This is a genomic window from Paenibacillus donghaensis, from assembly GCF_002192415.1.
GTDB classification, from domain to species: domain Bacteria; phylum Bacillota; class Bacilli; order Paenibacillales; family Paenibacillaceae; genus Paenibacillus_AQ; species Paenibacillus_AQ donghaensis.
Window position 1 is genome coordinate 1,357,644 of sequence record NZ_CP021780.1, and the last position, 16,557, is coordinate 1,374,200.

Below are 16,557 nucleotides of genomic sequence, written 5' to 3' on the forward strand. Positions count from 1 at the left end.
GCACGGAATGGTATGATGGAGGTGCAATAGCGGGAAGGGAGCTGGTCGTTATGGATTTTAATATATTTATTATCGAAGATGATGCTGCCATTTTTGCTTCCCTAAAGGAAAGATTGGAGCAGTGGTCGTTTCACGTCACGGGACCGGAGCGATTTGATGATGTGATGAGCACCTATATTGAAGTACAGCCCCAACTGGTCATCATAGATATACAACTCCCGATGTATGACGGTTTTCACTGGTGCCGGGAGATTCGGGCAGTGTCCAAAGTGCCGATTCTATTTCTATCTTCGCGTGATCATCCTCTGGATATGGTGATGGCGATGAATATGGGGGCGGACGATTATATTCAAAAGCCGTTTCATATGGACGTGCTGTTGGCGCAAATACAGGCGATTCTCCGCCGGACCTATGCTTACAGAGAGGAAGCTGATGATCTTATCGAATGGAACGGCACCATTATTGATATGAAGCGTGGGTTGATCCGCAAGGATGGGCAGGATGTGTTATTAACCAAGAATGAATTTTTTATTCTAGTTGTACTCGTCAAGGCGAAGGATAAAGTGATTTCACGCCAGGATCTGATCCGCAAGCTGTGGGATGATGAATCTTTCGTCAATGACAATACGCTGACAGCGAATATAACACGGTTGCGTCAAAAGCTGGCGCTGTTCCAACTGGATGAAGCCATTGTAACGAAGAAAGGGCTTGGCTATATGGCGTCTACGTTATGAGGGAGAAAAGCTTGTTATTTCGCTATCTGTATGACAGGAAAAGCTGGATTGTTTTCTTCCTGCTTTCATTGTTGTTTGTGGATTTACTGATCTGGATCGACAATGGCATTTCCATCCGAGGTGACTCGATGCTCTATTTAAACATGCTGCTAATTCTAGCTATGGTTACTTTCCTTGGGTGGCGTTGTCGAAAAGAAACGAAGTATCCGCGAGCACTGACGGAACTGGCTGAAGAGATCCAGGAAGATTGGGTTGAAACATTGCCGTCTGCTTATTTGTATCAGGAGGAAGCCACGAACGAGCTCTTACGGGCAGTGGACCACTGGTACTGGCATAAAATATCGAATAGCAATGCTGCCCGATCGATGGAGCAGGATTATATTGCTGCCTGGGTGCATGAGGTAAAGACGCCACTGACTGCAGTGAAATTGACAATCGATGCGAACAGGGACAATCCGGCGATGCGTAAAATTGAATCGGAATGGCTGCGGATCCATCTGCTCATCGACCAGCAATTATACATTTCACGTTTGCCGTCGCTTGAAGCTGATTATATGTTGGAACAGACTGGCATCCAGCGGCTTGCTGCTCAGGAAGTACGTGAGCTTACCTCCTGGTGTGTGGAGAAAAATATAGCTGTCGAGTTTGAAGGGGAAGAGACATTAGTTAGAACGGACCGCAAATGGTGCCGTTTTATTATCCGGCAAATATTGACGAATGCGGTCAAGTATAGCCCGGAAGGTGGAATGATCTGTCTGTCGACTACAGTCACACCTGACGGACATGTCCGGATGACGATTAGAGATGAAGGACCGGGCATCGCCGCACATGAATTGCCCCGTATTTTCGATAAAGGATTTACTGGGGGGAACGGAAGATTGCACAATGCGGCAACTGGATTGGGGCTCTATTTAGCGCAAACTGTTGCTGTCAAAATCGGGATTTCGTTAACAGTACAGTCGGAGCCGAATACAGGAACGACTATGCAGATGACCTTCACGGTTATCAATGCGTTTGAATCCGTCCGGACTTCCATATGATAATATTGTCACGTAGAACCTCCTGCTTGTCATCTGATACGGGCGACGGGCAAGGCCTGTTTCTCTAGAATGAAAGATAGATCAGAGTGGAGGCTATGGAGATGAATCCAAACAATAGGCTACAAACCGTGCTGCATGCGCAGGAAGTCCGTAAATCATTTGGTGTCAGGGGAAATGTTCAGCAGGTGCTGAAGGGCATCAACCTACGTGTAGTGGAAGGTGAATTTGTCGGGATCATGGGGCCGTCCGGGTCGGGGAAGTCGACTTTGATCAATGTGTTGGCGACTATTGATAAAGCGACGGAAGGGAAAATATTTGTCGAAGATACGGACATCTCGAAGATGAAAAATGCAGAATTGTCTGTTTTTCGGCGCAAGAAGCTGGGCTTCATTTTTCAGGACTACAATTTACTCGATACGTTGACGGTGAAAGAGAATATCCTACTGCCCGTTTCCCTCGGTAAGATGAAGAAAGCAGCGGCGGAGGCTGAATTTCAGGCTATTGCTGCAGATCTCGGCATCGGGGAGATTGCCCATAAATACCCGCATGAAATTTCCGGGGGGCAGCGGCAACGAACGTCTGCTGCACGCGCACTAATCCACCGGCCCTCTATCGTATTTGCGGATGAGCCGACAGGCGCTTTGGATTCGAAGGCGGCTTCCTCTCTATTGGGAATGATGGAGGAGCTTAACCGGCAGCGCAACATTACCATTATGATGGTGACTCATGATGCTGTAGCCTCGAGCTATTGCAGCCGCGTCGTGTTTTTGAAGGACGGAATGCTGTATTCCGAATTGTACCGTGGCAGCAAGACGCGGCAAGCTTTCTTCAAAGATATATTGAATGTGCAGGCCGTGCTCGGGGGTGATCATGTTGACACTGTTTGAGTTGATCATCCGTGGTATGCGGATAAATATTAAACATTACTACCTGTATTATTTCGCACTTATTTTCAGTACAACGCTTTATTTCGTGTTCGCAACATTGCAGTATGACTCATCGGTAATGGCAGTCACATTCGGCGATATTCAGTTCACTTCGGTGTTTAATGCGGCCGGGATTTTGATGCTCGCGATTGTGGTTGTATTCATGATCTACGCGAACAGCATTTTTCTGAAAAGACGCAGTAAGGAAATCGGACTGTATCAGCTGGTGGGTCTGACGCACAGCGCGGTAGCGAGATTGCTGATTACCGAGAGTGCGCTGCTTGGGATGGGGGCGCTCCTGATCGGGATTGGCGGGGGCGCGCTTGTGGCGCGGCTTTTTGTGCTGATATTGATGAAACTTATAGGTATAGAAAGTGCAGTGACCCTGTCGTTCTCGAGTGGAGCCGCCTTGCAGACCGTCATCGTATTTACTGTGCTAATCGGCCTTACCATGGTACAAATGTTGTTCAAGGTTTACCGCTCAACGTTACTCGACCTGTTCAAAGCGGACAAGCAAGGTGATCATCCGCAACAGCCGAAGACCGTTCTGTCCGCTTTGATGGGGCTGCTCGGTATTGTACTGATCGCTATGGGCTATCTGCTCTCCAGCCAAACGCTTGGCCAGAATCTGTTCCTGCAGTTACTTGTTATTCTTGCCTCGACCATTCTTGGGACCTATCTGCTGTTTCGTGTGACGATAGGCTGGTTGTTCTACCAGATACGAAAGGGCAAAGACGGACAGCTCGGGCTAAAAAACAGTTTGTCGCTAGCCCCGATCATGCATCGCATGAAAGGCAATGCGAACTCGCTCACACTGATTACCGTTCTGTCCGCGATGACACTGACGATGGTGGCCATCTCTTATTCGCTATACTATTCGGCGGAGAGTGAGTCTAGGGAAATGTTGCCCTACGATTTCATCTTTGAAAATAATGAGCAGGCTGCGAAGTCATTTCGTGTTGAGCTGAAGAAGGTTGGAATTAGGTTTGCTCATCGAAAGGTGGATGCTATCCGGCTGGCAGGGACGATCGGCAAAGGGCAAGAGGACGATCGCAGCCTATTGCTGCTCGCGGCAGAGCAGTTGCAGGCAAGTGGTGCAGATATTATCGTCCCAGGGCAGGGTGAGGCTGCGTGGTACACTGGCCTGAAGAAGGCATTAAGCAAGGAGCTTACCCCGGTTACTTTTCCACAGGCAGTTGAATTGAGCGCAAGCGAGGTTCGTGTCCAAATCAATGTAACCCGAGGATATGATCGCTATGCCATGAATTACAGCTTACAGGGCCATCAGTTGGTTATGCCGGTAGCGACGATAAGGACTATTCGTGAGCAAATGCCGGTTTCCCCCGAATATGAAGACCTTCGCATCGACACCTACCAAATTGCGGATAAGAGTGAGCGTGCAGCGGCATCTGGCATCTATGCGAAATATGTCAAGGAAGAGGGGGTCAATCCTGATTTCGATGCATTTTATAAAGGATCGCTCCGAAAATTCGGGCTGATCATTTTTATAGCAGGTTTTCTCGGCCTTATCTTCCTGATCTCCACGGGCAGTATCCTGTATTTCAAGCAGATGACAGAGGCGGAGCAGGAGCGGACAAGCTATACGATTCTGCGGCAACTCGGATTCGGAGAACGTGAGATTATGGGCGGTATTATCCGCAAGCAGATATTTGTATTCGCGATTCCGCTGGCGATCGGGCTTTTGCATTCCATCTTCGCCGTAAAAGCAGCTTCCGCGCTGAGCTTGTCCAACCTCACCTTCCCGGCCGCTATTGCTATGTCGGTATACACACTCATCTATTTTCTGTTTGCTGTTCTCACCGTTGTTTATTACCGCCGTATTGTGAGGGAGGCGCTGTAGGACCAGATACGCTTCCCACCCGTAATTAATGTAACCAAGACCCAAGCGGACCGTATAGCCTCTATTTCCCCATTCCTGCGAAGTTTTTGAGTTTTGCGGACTGTATAGCCGTTATTTAGTCAAAACAGGCTCTAAGCAGAGGTGATTCGTTTGAATAAGGGCAGCTGAGTCCGTTAGGCGGACAAAACACGTTTTTTGCAGCAAATAGGGGCTCCTGAGTCCGCAGCACAGGAACTGAGGTGAAAATTAGTTACTGGACAGGCCTTCGCAGGTTATTCTTTAGCCTGCTTGTGGCAGTGTGGTTAAGTTTGAGCGACAAAGCTGGTCTAGCTGTGTTCCGCTATCTGTATCTCGAAGCCGTCCGGGTCCAGAATATAAAAGAACCGCAGGTGGGGATTCGGCGTGATCGGTCCGCGCGCTACCGGGATACCCTGGTTATTTAAATTCTCTATTGCCTTATCCAGTGACTCCACCTCGAAACCAACGGAAACGCCGCATTCCGGCTTCAGAGCCGGGTCGGTTCCCTGGATAAGCTCGATCTTAGGCTGCCCCTCCGGGCCTAACATAACAATCTGTCTTCCTCTGCTCTCAAATCTGCGGTCAACCGGAAGTCCCAGAATGCTATGATAAAAATTAAGGGATGCCTCCAAATCGCGCACCCTAAGCGTAATCCAATTCAGGCTCAAGTTCATGATTTTAATATCCCCTTCAGTGAATATTCTATTTTTTTCATTATACGCCATTTTGCACTGACACAGGGCGGATCGCTATCAATCTAACCACTGCAAGAAATCCGTCAAACCATTATCCTCAACGCTCCAATCGATAAAGTATGGAAGGCTCCGCAGTCTGTTAAAGTTGCCTGCTGATAAGGAAATGTCCATTGCATCCATTACGGATTGCTTCCCGATCATCCGGACGGCTGTCAACAAGCATCTGCAGGTTCTGTTCGATGCCCAGCTTGTCAGCAGTCAGAAAGTCGGACGGGAAACCCGGTACAAGCTTCAGCCGGAGCCTTTGTTGGAGCTGCAGGATTGGCTCGCTTTTTTTGAACAATACTGGGCTAATAAATTGTCTGCGCTTATATGGACGAATCCTTCCAGTGGGACACGGGAATCATGGCTGGGACGGTAGCAGCCGCAAGCCATGAGCTTTCTTTTCGCTGGACGCGAAGTCATGACCACGCGGTATGGGCCGTTCAGAAAGTGACTTTCGCATTAGTCAGCTCATCCAGATGGATCGTTTGGGGTCCGGATGGCGGAGTGGGAAAAGAGATGTATGTCTCAGGGAATCGTGTGGAGTGGGAGAAGGCTCTTGGGTTAAACTCTGCTCGGTTGCCAGCAGACGGAGTTTACCGGGCGCAAACGACGCTCACTAACCCGATCGAACGGAAGCTTCGACTTATTGCGGCTGCGAATAGTCCTGTAACGTTGAAGTTGAACGGACAGATCGTGATTGAGTGCAATGAAACGTTAGAATTCATGCCGGCGTATCATCGTGCGCCTCAAGAACAATGGGTGGAGTTAACGTTAGAAGCCGGAAGCCATCAGATAGAAGTAGAAGCTATCAGAAATGGCTGTCCTCTGGAGGTGTACATCTTGCCGGTAGCACTTCAGGACACAACATCACCTGGTTCTTGCTATTACTATACGGATATTCTGCTGGGGTGAAACATGAGAATCGATGCGCATCAGCATTGCCGGGGTAGTCGAATGAATGCTGAACAAACAACAACAAGCAATTCCTCCATCAAGGCAGGAATTGCTACCGGTTTCTCCAGCATGCGCTTCTGCAAGTGATGAGTTCGATTTTTGACGCGCAATTTTCGTGGTACAGCTACGGCTTTCGTCCGGGAAAGAGCGCACCGGGTCAATCACGATATGCTGATGGCACGAGTGGCACGAAAGGTAACAGACAAAGGGGTCTTGAAACTGATTCGTGCCTATCTGAACGCCGGAGTCTAGTTTCATATCAGAATTAGAATGTACTGAACGATTCGCTTATTCCAGTACACTGGCTATTCCGTTATGAGAATTCGCGGTGAGGTGCTGCGGATCACTCTGGATGCAATCCAGCAGCCAACGCTTGCCACAGCCATAATGAGTAAAGCAAGCAGGGTTATGCCTGTCCATTGCATAAGGAGTGGCAGCTTAACGATCCCGTATGAGGATAGAAGACCTCTCAATAGGGAAGGCAGAAGATGTACTCCGCAGATAATCCCCAGGCTTGCTCCGATAGCCGAAAGAGCTACAATTCCCCAAGTCACAGCACCCCGCAACGCATTGGAGGTTAGCCCAATGGATTTATAGATGCCGTAGGTTTTGGTTTCCTTGCGGATATGAATCCGGCAGGTACTATAGATAATCAGACATGTAACCATGAGAAATAACAAGCCTAGAATACTCATTGGAATGAGCAGCACCGCTGCAGCCTCCTTAAACACCGAATCGAGTAGGGTTTGCTGCTTGATCGACTGAATGCTTGAGCCGTATTTATCATTAAGCTGCTGCACTATTTCACCAGCATCGGCGCTATTCTTCAAATTTATATAACCGACATCGGTACTTAGCTTATTTACAGCATCTGCGGTCACTCTAGCTTGATTGGACATATTGGCAATCGATTGATATATACCGGTCACTGTAAAAGAATGCCGCTCCCCTTCTATATAAAGCTCGATGATATCCCCAAGTTCTTTCTTAAGCTGCCGGGATATATTAATGCCAATTGATATTTCATTCCTGTTGTGCGGATTTCGTCCCGACAAGGAGGCAAATCCGATTTCATCCAGACTTCCATCGACCACAGTAAGCGGAATGCTGACAGATTGCGAATGGTTGCCCGTGGACCCGGAGCTCTGCGTCTTGTCTGCGGGAACAACCCCAATGGCCGGACCAGCCCAATTCAGGTGGAGGACCCGGGGGTCCGCTTGAATATCAGCTTCTATGCTTTCACGGTTGAAAGTTGAATTATTTACGACCATGAGAGCAACGTCTGAGGAATCATACCCCCATAACGGTGACGTTTCTTGCATTTGGTTGATACTGTTCAATAGGACCAGACCAAATACAAGCACTGCCGATGTTACGGTTGTCAGAATGACCATCAGGATGGAGCCCTTTAGATTTTTAGTTACATTTCTCAGTCCGATAACGAAAGGAACCGGCCACCGCTCAAATTCTTTTACCCGTTTATGCCCCTCAGTCCACCGTTTGGTGATGCGGCTATGGGCCGCTTCAGACATACCGTAGCGAATGGCTTGCATCGGCTGGATGGAACGGGCTTTGCTTGCATACAACAACACACATAGGAGAATTAGAAGCAGTATTCCGAACCCTACGATTAATTCTGTTCCACCGCCTTGAATATGAATAGGGGAGTGATCTGTTTTTAAAAAGGAGAGTGACTGTTCAATAATAATTCCGGATAAAAAACGGCTGAGGATTAACCCCGGTATGATGGTAAGGAGCGAAAGAAAACTGTATTGGGCTATATACGTATATATAATTTTACTTGAAGACAGGCCCAGGGATTTAAAGATCCCAATGGTTTTGTAGTTGGACAGAATGGCATCTGAAATCGTAAAGCCGATGGTAAACAAGGCGACCAGCATCATCACAATGCCGAGGAAGCTCATGACAAATCCGATGATTTTATTCATGATAAAGTAGAAGGCGGAAATTTGCTCATAGGTTGTTCTCTCTTCCATAAAAGGGGTGCCCAAAAAGCTTTCAAATCGTTCCCAATAACCGGCACGCTGGCTATAATCATCGAACCGGATGCCCATAAGATACGAATCAGCACCTGGTACGGAGTTCAGGTCATGCTGATAATCAGTGTTGTTCATCCAGATGCGTGCCGTTGTGGAAAAAGGTCCGCCCTGCGGAAGGTCGATTACGACAGCCGAAACAGTCAAACGTAAAGGTTCTTCACCAGCTTTAAACTGAAGCTCATCCCCGATCGAAACGTCATTTTTGTAGGCGAGGGAGGTAGGGATCCAAATGGTCCCCGGCTCTGGCTGCACAACTTCTTTACCTTGGGCAAATACCAGCTCATCGGTGCCAAAGGGTCGATCTGGTGTATTCATCATATATATATACAGGTTGGGTATATCTTCTCCATGGTGCATGACTCCGGCCAAAGGCTTGTAAGGCAGAAGGACGGATGCCGTTATTCCCTTTTGGCTTGCCCACCATTCCTCTACCCTCTGAGGATCATGTTGCCCTTTGGTCAGATTTAAAAGCTCATGGGACCCTTTGGTTTCACGATGCAGGTCTTCATACAGATTCTCCGAGTTTGAAATAACGGTTAACGCGGTATTTATCAGCAGGGTGGATAGCAGAAGGAGCAAAGCAATCAGACTGTTCTGAACCTTGCGCCTTCTCAAATTCCCCAGGCAAATTGACCATATTGCAACCATCACGCATTACCCCTTTCTGAAATATAGGAGAAGATGAGTGATTCTCTGTCTTGCAGCTGATCCGGGGAAAAGGAATCAAATTCCAGCATCCCGCCTACTTTTCCATCCCGGATAAAAATCAGCCGATTCGCCCGGCAGGCGGCTTTGATATCATGGGTGACCATGACGATGGATTGGCCTTGGTTATTCATGCTTGTCAGGATGTCCAGTACGGCAACTCCCTGCTCATAATTCAGGCTCCCCGTCGGTTCATCGGCAAAAAGGATCTCCGGTGCATTGATGAGCGCCCGTGCTATCGCAGCTCTTTGCTGCTGCCCCCCTGATACTTCGGCAGGCAGGCGGAAGCGCAACGCTTCAATACTCATGGCCTGCATCAACGACAGCGCCTTTTGCTTTACCTCGCGCTTGGGAGTTCCAGCAACATAGCCGGGCAAGACAATATTCTCAAAAAGTGTCAGATCAGGCACCAGGTTGCTGCTCTGATAGACATAGCCGATTTTTTTGGCCCTGAAGTTGGCCAGCTCCTTCTCGGAGAAGTTATCTGTGCGCTGCTGATGGAAATAGACCTCCCCTGCAGTTAAGGAATCCAAGCCGCTGAGCAGGTAGAGGAGCGTTGATTTTCCTGACCCGGAATCTCCCATGATGACCGTAAAGTCTCCTTGGTAGATATCCAAATCGATGTTACGGATGGCATGGAACTGCTCGCTGCCCGTTGAATAGGTTTTACACAGGTTTTTGGTTTGGATGATGGTGGCTTTCGTCATGTATATGTATGTCCCTCCTGTATTGCTCTTTTTTTTCAATTGTAGAGGGTTAATCTTGCAATAAGCTTATCAGGATATTAATAAAGTATTACAGGCTAATTCCGGGTTTAGCATAATGGCAGGGTGAGATAAAATTCAGTTCCCTGATGCTTCATGCTCTTAAAGGAAATGCTTCCTTGATGGGCTTCAATAATATGCTTGCAAATGGATAGACCCAATCCGGAGCCTTCATTGAACCGCTTCTCATATTGTGAAGGAGCATGTCCCTGAAAATAACGCTCAAAAATAAAAGGCATGTCCTGCGGCAGAATCCCTTCACCTGTGTCGGATACGGTCACCTTGAGCTGATTGTGCTGCTGAGCAATAGCTATACGGATTGAATCGCCTGCAGTTGTGTGCTTCAAAGCATTAGCGATGAGATTAGACAGGAGCTGCTCGATTCTGACGGGGTCTATGCAAATCAGTACATTAGGAATCTCTGACGGTACAATAAATTCCACTCCTGTCATACGGATATAGGGACCCATTGGCTTAAGGATGCTCTCGAAAATTTCCTTGCTGTAGCACTCGACGGGGTTAACAGAGATTTGTCCCAAATCCCTTAAAGCATGCACAAGCAAGTCCTCGACCAATCCTGCCATTTTGTTGGCTTGTGTTTGGATAATATCCATATATTCCATTACAGCGGGCAGATCGGGGCAGACCCCGGCCTGTATCGCTTCAATATAAGCTTTGACGGCTGTCAAAGGGGTTTTCAGATCATGTGAAATATTGGAGATCAGTTCTTTTTGGGCCTTATCCTGAGCTTCTCTTTGCAAACTGAGCTCCATAATTTCACTTCTCATTTGATCAAACACAGCATAAACCTCACCGATTTCATCCTGTTTTCCATAGTCCGCCTTCTTTTCATAGTCCCCCTTGAGAATGGCCTCTGAATGATCCTTTAGGCCGACGATAGGCAGGAGCAGATCGTGATTTAATTTTTTGCTGAGCTGAAGCAGGAGGAGCAGTAGAAGGAGGAGTGAGGCAGTCATGAGCACCGTAACCGCGATTGGAAAGGGAGAAGTTTGCTCGTTGGCAAGGGCTGATTCAGGGAAGGTGAAGATCGCATTTCCAGTCTGTCTCCCGGACTTAGGATCGATGACAGGGAAGGCTAGTTTAAAGGAAGCCTGGTCTGTTTTGGCGGTATATAAATCGTAATGCAGCTCATTTTTGAGATCAAGCTTGTCCTTATTTGATAGGAGCGGAGTAGAGGAAGCGAATAGAACCGTGCCATCCAGTCCGGTGTATAGCAGGTTCAGCTTTTTCTGCTGACTCAACATGAGCAGTTTTTCCCGGATATTGTGCTGACTAGCCAGCTCTAGCTCTTCATGATGCTGCTCCAGAAAAAACATCATATCGCTTACCTCGATGCGTGCCTGATTCACCACATAGGAGGGAAGGGGATTCTGCTCCTGATGCGAAAGCTTGAAGAGGATGAATGTTCCACATCCGGCAAAAATCAATATACAAGCGATAGCTGAGGCGAACCACGCTTTGAACCAGTTACTCCAATACATTGTTCTGCTGCTCCATTCTCTCATTTAATCCAAATTAAATTTATAGCCGACTCCCCAAACGGTCTTGATATAGGCAGGATTGGAAGGATCAGCTTCGAGCTTTTCCCGCAGTCGGCGAATATATACGGTGATGGTGCTTTCGTCTCCATAGGAGGTATAGCCCCAGATTTGATCGAGCAGCTGACTCTTGGAGAATACCTGGTTTTTATGCTCAGCCAAAAAATACAGCAGTTCAAATTCTTTGGCAGACAAGGAAACCTCCCGTCCGTTGAGCGTTGTCTTATAGGCCTTTTTATCAATAGTGAGAGAACCCAGGCAGATCAAGTCATCATGGCCCGAGAGGCTTCCCATACCTTCAATTCTACGGAGATGGGCCTGAATTCTTGCGACTAATTCACTCAAGGAGAAGGGCTTGGTCATATAATCATCCGCACCGAATCCCAGCCCCAGCACTTTATCAGTATCACTGCCGCGTGCACTTAATATGAGTATCGGAATTTGAGTTTTATCTCGAATTTGCCTGCACAGCTCAATTCCATTGGCATCAGGCAGCATAATATCCAGGATAATGAAATCGGGCAATACGGTATCCACAAGCCGAAGACCGTCCATGCCATTCTCTGCAATATGTACTTCATAGCCTTGCAGTTTAATATAATCCTTGAGGATACGAGAAATATCCTGTTCATCCTCAATGATGAGTATCTTTTTGGGCTGATGCATGGCTTATTCTCCTATTGGTTCTATTTTCATGATTCTAACTGATATTTATTAATTCTGCTATAATAGGCCCGATCGTCCTCATCCGGATTGTATCATAACAAAACAAGCAATTCCTCCATCAAGGCAGGAATTGCTTGTTGTTGTGTACACTTAGGAGTTACAGTGCTTTATCGTCAATAGAATTTAACCAGCCTTCAATCTCCCCGATTACGGAGCTTACACAACCATCCTCGAAAGGTGAGATCAGACCGGCTAGCTCAACCAACTGGACAAAAGATTGGCTTCCCCCAGCTTGGCATAGACGCAGATAATCGCTCCAGGCCGATTTGAAATCTTCATTCGAACGTTTCCAGAACTGGAAGGCACACAGCTGGGCCAGCGTATAATCAATATAGTAGAACGGTGAGTTGAAGATATGTCCTTGTTTATGCCAGAAGCCACCTTGTTCCAAATATGTGTTGCCGTCATAATCGCGGTGCGGCAAATATTTCTTCTCGATTTCGCGCCAAGCCTGCTTGCGCTCAAGTGGAGTAGCCTCAGGATTGTTATAAACAAAATGCTGGAATTCATCTACGGAGACACCGTAGGGAATGAACTCCAAACTGGATGCCAGATGATTGAACCGGTATTTGTCAGCGTCTTGCTCAAAGAAAAGATCCATCCACGGCCAGGCGAAGAACTCCATACTCATGGAGTGGATTTCAGCCGCTTCGGAAGTCGGGAATTCATATTCAGGCATAAGCAGGTGACGGCTCTCATAAACCTGGAAGGCATGGCCGACCTCATGGGTCAGCACATCGATATCCCCTGCGGTTCCGTTGAAGTTGGAGAAAATAAAGGGCGACTGATACTGGCTCAGGTAGGTGCAGTACCCGCCGAATTGCTTGCCTTTTTTGCTTGTCAGATCCATAAGCTCGTTGTCCTGCATATAAGTGAAGAACTCGTCCGTTTCCGGAGAAAGCTCTTTGTACATTTTTGCCCCGTTCGCCACAATCCACTCGGGATTGCCTTTGGGTGCAGCGTTGCCGGTAGTGAAATTAAAGCTTTCATCGTAATATTTCAGGGCATTCAGACCTAAACGCTCAGCCTGGCGCTTCTTCAGCTTTTGGGAGACAGGAACGATATGCTCCAGCACCTGCTTGCGGAAATTGGTCACCATTGTAGCGTTATAATCGGTACGCATCATCCGGTCGTAACCGAGTTCCACAAAGCTGGGGTAACCCAGCTTCTTGGCTATACGGGCACGGACCTTAACGAGATCGTCATAAATACGGTCAAATTCGGACTCGTGCGCGGCCATGAAATCATTTTTGGCTGTAAAAGCACGTTTGCGTGTATCGCGGTCTGTCGACGTTTCAAGCGGTGTGAGTTGGGACAAGGTAAGTTCTTCACCATCGAACAGGATTTTGGCCGAGGCAATCACCTGGGAGTATTTGGTGGAGAGTTTATTCTCCAGCTGCAGATCCTCGATAATTTCCGGGCTGAATGTGCGGAGTGAGATTTCGGCAAGCTGCAGCAGCTGCGGACTCCATTCCTTCTCAATCTCGGTTCTGAATTTGGAATTTACGAGTGCCCTGTAATATTCTGTTATGTATTCCTGGACAATGGGGCTAATCTCATCCACGTATTCCTGTTCAGCTTTGTAAAATTCATCCTCCGTGTTGATGGAGTGCCGGATGTAAACGAGGCTGGTGGTGGTTTCAAAAGCACTGCGGAGCTTGTTCAGCGCAAGGACTGCGCTCCTCTGCTCCTCCCAACTATCAGCGTTCAGACCTTTCAGCAGCGCGGTGAACTCCAGTCTGAACTTGTTTGCATCGGGGCGTTCATAAGGGTATTCTGTAAACTTCATGAAATAATCAACATCCTTTCTCTACCATATGGACTATATTATATATGCTGGAGCAGAGAAAAAACAAAATTCTAATGGTCTTAAGCTATTGAATTGTAGAACGGTTGGATTACGAGCGGAATAAGAAGGTATACTGAGTTCAGATCATGGTGCAGTCATCGAATGGAGGACAAATAATGAAGTACGAAGCAGACAGCCCGGAAGAGTACCTAAGCCAGTTGCCGGAAGAACGTAAGGAAGCCATGGAGAAGCTCAGACGCACGATTAAGGACAACCTCCCGCCGGGATTTCAGGAAACCATGTCCTATGGAATGTTGACTTATGTGGTGCCGCATTCGCTTTATCCGCCGGGATATCATGTCAATCCGAAGCAGCCGCTTCCTTTTATCAGCATCGCCTCGCAGAAGAACTTTATCGCACTTTATCATTTAGGCCTGTATATGTATCCTAAGCTTCTCGAATGGTTTCTGGGAGAATATCCGAAGCATGTTCAGAGCAAGCTCGATATGGGTAAATCTTGTGTCCGTTTCAAAAAGATAGCCAGCATTCCGTATGATCTCATTGGCGAGCTGAGCGGAAAGATCACGACTGATGAATATATCAAAATGTATGAGACAGCCACAGACAAGATAAAGAAGAAATAATCATATATCGTTCAGGCTTCTTCATAAAGCTGCTGCAGAAAAGCTATGCTGCCTTGCAGGTATGCTTCTGAGGTACTCTCCATGAGACCATGAATATGCGGGCGCTGATATTTCATATAGTGCAGAATGGGCTTGAAATCGAGCCATCCCTGGCCGATAGGGACAATACGGATCTTCCCATCCTCTACCACGAAGTCCTTCAAATGAATCACAGCGATCCGGTTGCCCAGTTGTTCCAGAGCTTCGGCAACGATCGATTCCTGCTGCAAGTAATTGGCTGGTGACATCAGGTTGGCACAATCCAGAATAACCTGCAGATTACCGGATGGGATGGCATCGAGCAGCCGTCTTATCAAGGGAATGGTGTGGAGGGGATGATTGAGGCCAGCCTCGATACCCACCGTAACGCCGAAACGCTCAGCCTCAGCCACCATGGACTTGACGGAGACAATCACTTCCTGGAAGACCTCTTCTGTAAAATTGTCCTCCGTATAACCTTGCCCTACGGACCCGGTCTCTGTGCCGACCAGGCTGGCTCCAAAGTCTCGGGCTAAGCGCAGGTGGGTACTGAACTCGCTCAGAGCTTGTGCTCTTGCCAGCGGATCCGTATTCACAATGTTGACATAACATCCAAGTACAGAAATATGGATACCTGCCTGCCGGAACGCTTGGCCGTAATAGGCGGCGGTCCCCGGACTTATAGCTGCGAGAGAATGAACGCTTTGCGGAAACGACTTCTTCAGCGCAAACTGGATATGCGGCAATTGATAATGCTGAAGCTTACCGATCAGTTCAGTAAGTGGAATCTGTCCAAAATCATGGGCGCGGATTCCTAAATGAAGCGGGATGGTCATGGGAATCGATCCTCTCTAGAAGGGCTGCTTGTAAGGTTCCAGTTTGTTCCAGTCAAAGGTTACGCCTGTACCGGATTCCTCCGGCGCAACAGCCAATCCGGTCGCTGGTTCAATAACAAGTGGGCGAGTAGTATACTGGTCAATCGGGAAACTGTGCATTTCCAGGTAACCGGCATTCGGCATGGCAGCCAGGAGGCTAACATGCAGCTCTTGCATCCCGTGTGTGGACACTGAAAGATTGTAGGCCTGGGTCAGATGGGCTACTTTTAGCCAGCCTGTAATTCCGCCAATGTTGGAGGCATCCGGCTGCGGGAAGTCAACATGTCCATATTGCAGCATATGCTTGAACTCAACCAATGTCCGCAGGTTCTCGCCGCCTGCGACAGCGATCCCGGATTCCTCTGCAATGCGCGCATAACCGGCATAATCCTCCGGAATCGTGGGTTCTTCCAGGAAGAGAATATCGTATTTCAGGAATTCCCGGCCGGCTTTAATGGCTTTCTCCACGCTCCAGCTCATGTTGGCATCTACCATAAAGGCAACATCCGGACCGATCAAATCGCGTACTGAGGCAACTCTTTCAATATCTTCAGCGAGTGTTTTTTGTCCAAGCTTTATTTTGACGGCTCTAAGCCCCATGTCCAAATATTTCTGGTTGTTCTGCAGCAGCTTCTCCAATGGGAAATTCAAATCAATAGCTCCGCCGTAGCATTTAACCTGATTGCTCGCACCACCGAGCAGCTTGTAGAGCGGTTCATCCGCTTTGCGTGCGCGCAGGTCCCAGAGGGCAATGTCACAGGCGGCAATAGCGAAGCTTGCCAGACCGCCGCGTGCTACATAATGAATGCCCCAGTTCATCTGTTCCCAGATGCTCTCTACACAGCTGGCATCTTTGCCGACCAGAATCCGGGTGAGCTCATTGGCAATCAGGGAGCAAATAGCTTTGCCGCCAAAACCGCCTGTATAGGTGTAGCCTACGCCTTCACGTCCGTCATCTGTCCGGATGATTACAATCGGAACCTCGAAATGAGTATGCAGGCCGTGCTTGGCATCCTCCATGATTTCCGGAAGCGGGATACGGTAGTACTCGGTAATGACTTCTTTGATGATCGACATATGCATTCACTCCTATAGTTTAGTGGTATAGGCAGAACTTAAGCTGAATTCGACAACTTGGCTTGAG

15 protein-coding genes and 1 pseudogene are annotated in these 16,557 nt (G+C 48.0%); 8 read left to right on the top strand and 8 right to left on the bottom strand.

The features are described from left to right. Positions 1-50 precede the first annotated feature (50 nt). From B9T62_RS05690 to B9T62_RS05705, 4 genes are all read left to right on the top strand, one after another. Positions 51-734, top strand: coding sequence for a response regulator transcription factor (locus tag B9T62_RS05690; RefSeq protein ID WP_087914379.1), 684 nt, complete (start codon positions 51-53; stop codon positions 732-734). A gap of 11 nt (positions 735-745) precedes the next feature. Then, positions 746-1,774, top strand: a complete 1,029-nt coding sequence (locus tag B9T62_RS05695; RefSeq protein ID WP_245864354.1) for a sensor histidine kinase — start codon at positions 746-748, stop codon at positions 1,772-1,774. A 101-nt stretch (positions 1,775-1,875) separates the two neighbouring features. Beyond that, positions 1,876-2,661: an ABC transporter ATP-binding protein gene (locus tag B9T62_RS05700; protein ID WP_087914381.1), complete on the top strand. Its 786-nt coding sequence runs from the start codon at positions 1,876-1,878 to the stop codon at positions 2,659-2,661. Beyond that, the gene (locus B9T62_RS05705) at positions 2,645-4,561 is read left to right on the top strand and encodes an ABC transporter permease (protein ID WP_245864355.1); all 1,917 of its coding nucleotides are present in this window, start codon (positions 2,645-2,647) and stop codon (positions 4,559-4,561) included. The genes B9T62_RS05700 and B9T62_RS05705 overlap by 17 nt, the downstream gene beginning before the upstream one ends. Before the next feature lie 326 nt (positions 4,562-4,887). Here the strand turns inward: B9T62_RS05705 and B9T62_RS05710 are convergent, their stop codons facing one another. Then, entirely contained in the window at positions 4,888-5,253 is a 366-nt protein-coding gene (locus B9T62_RS05710) for a VOC family protein (RefSeq protein ID WP_087914382.1), read from the bottom strand. A 133-nt stretch (positions 5,254-5,386) separates the two neighbouring features. Between B9T62_RS05710 and B9T62_RS05715 the strand changes: the two genes are divergently transcribed. From B9T62_RS05715 to B9T62_RS38735, 3 genes and pseudogenes are all read left to right on the top strand, one after another. Beyond that, positions 5,387-5,695: an ArsR/SmtB family transcription factor gene (locus B9T62_RS05715; protein WP_087914383.1), complete on the top strand. Its 309-nt coding sequence runs from the start codon at positions 5,387-5,389 to the stop codon at positions 5,693-5,695. Positions 5,696-5,823: 128 nt separating this feature from the next. Next, a complete protein-coding gene (locus B9T62_RS05720; RefSeq protein ID WP_157685467.1) occupies positions 5,824-6,231 on the top strand; it encodes a hypothetical protein in 408 nt (135 codons plus the stop codon). Positions 6,232-6,329: 98 nt separating this feature from the next. Beyond that, positions 6,330-6,522 (top strand): annotated as a pseudogene (locus B9T62_RS38735) (group II intron reverse transcriptase/maturase); the annotation flags it as partial. 56 nt (positions 6,523-6,578) lie between these two features. Here B9T62_RS38735 and B9T62_RS05725 read toward each other — a convergent pair. From B9T62_RS05725 to B9T62_RS05745, 5 genes are all read right to left on the bottom strand, one after another. Beyond that, entirely contained in the window at positions 6,579-8,981 is a 2,403-nt protein-coding gene (locus tag B9T62_RS05725) for an ABC transporter permease (RefSeq protein ID WP_087914385.1), read from the bottom strand. Continuing rightward, a complete protein-coding gene (locus tag B9T62_RS05730; protein ID WP_087914386.1) occupies positions 8,981-9,745 on the bottom strand; it encodes an ABC transporter ATP-binding protein in 765 nt (254 codons plus the stop codon). The genes B9T62_RS05725 and B9T62_RS05730 overlap by 1 nt, the downstream gene beginning before the upstream one ends. Before the next feature lie 107 nt (positions 9,746-9,852). Further along, positions 9,853-11,304 (bottom strand): HAMP domain-containing sensor histidine kinase, encoded by a 1,452-nt coding sequence (locus B9T62_RS05735; RefSeq protein WP_169834336.1) that lies wholly within the window; start codon positions 11,302-11,304, stop codon positions 9,853-9,855. A 24-nt stretch (positions 11,305-11,328) separates the two neighbouring features. Continuing rightward, positions 11,329-12,027, bottom strand: coding sequence for a response regulator transcription factor (locus B9T62_RS05740; protein WP_087914388.1), 699 nt, complete (start codon positions 12,025-12,027; stop codon positions 11,329-11,331). 157 nt (positions 12,028-12,184) lie between these two features. Beyond that, complete coding sequence (locus tag B9T62_RS05745) at positions 12,185-13,876, bottom strand: M3 family oligoendopeptidase (protein ID WP_087914389.1); 1,692 nt, start codon at positions 13,874-13,876, stop codon at positions 12,185-12,187. A 176-nt stretch (positions 13,877-14,052) separates the two neighbouring features. Here B9T62_RS05745 and B9T62_RS05750 point away from each other — a divergent pair, with 176 nt between their 5' ends. Beyond that, complete coding sequence (locus B9T62_RS05750; protein WP_087914390.1) at positions 14,053-14,520, top strand: DUF1801 domain-containing protein; 468 nt, start codon at positions 14,053-14,055, stop codon at positions 14,518-14,520. Positions 14,521-14,531: 11 nt separating this feature from the next. Here the strand turns inward: B9T62_RS05750 and B9T62_RS05755 are convergent, their stop codons facing one another. Both B9T62_RS05755 and B9T62_RS05760 read right to left on the bottom strand, forming a co-directional pair. Next, on the bottom strand, positions 14,532-15,374 hold the full coding sequence (locus B9T62_RS05755) for a sugar phosphate isomerase/epimerase family protein (RefSeq protein ID WP_087914391.1): 843 nt from the start codon (positions 15,372-15,374) through the stop codon (positions 14,532-14,534). Between the two features lie 15 nt (positions 15,375-15,389). Beyond that, entirely contained in the window at positions 15,390-16,490 is a 1,101-nt protein-coding gene (locus tag B9T62_RS05760) for a mandelate racemase/muconate lactonizing enzyme family protein (RefSeq protein ID WP_087914392.1), read from the bottom strand. Between the last annotated feature and the right edge of the window lie 67 nt (positions 16,491-16,557).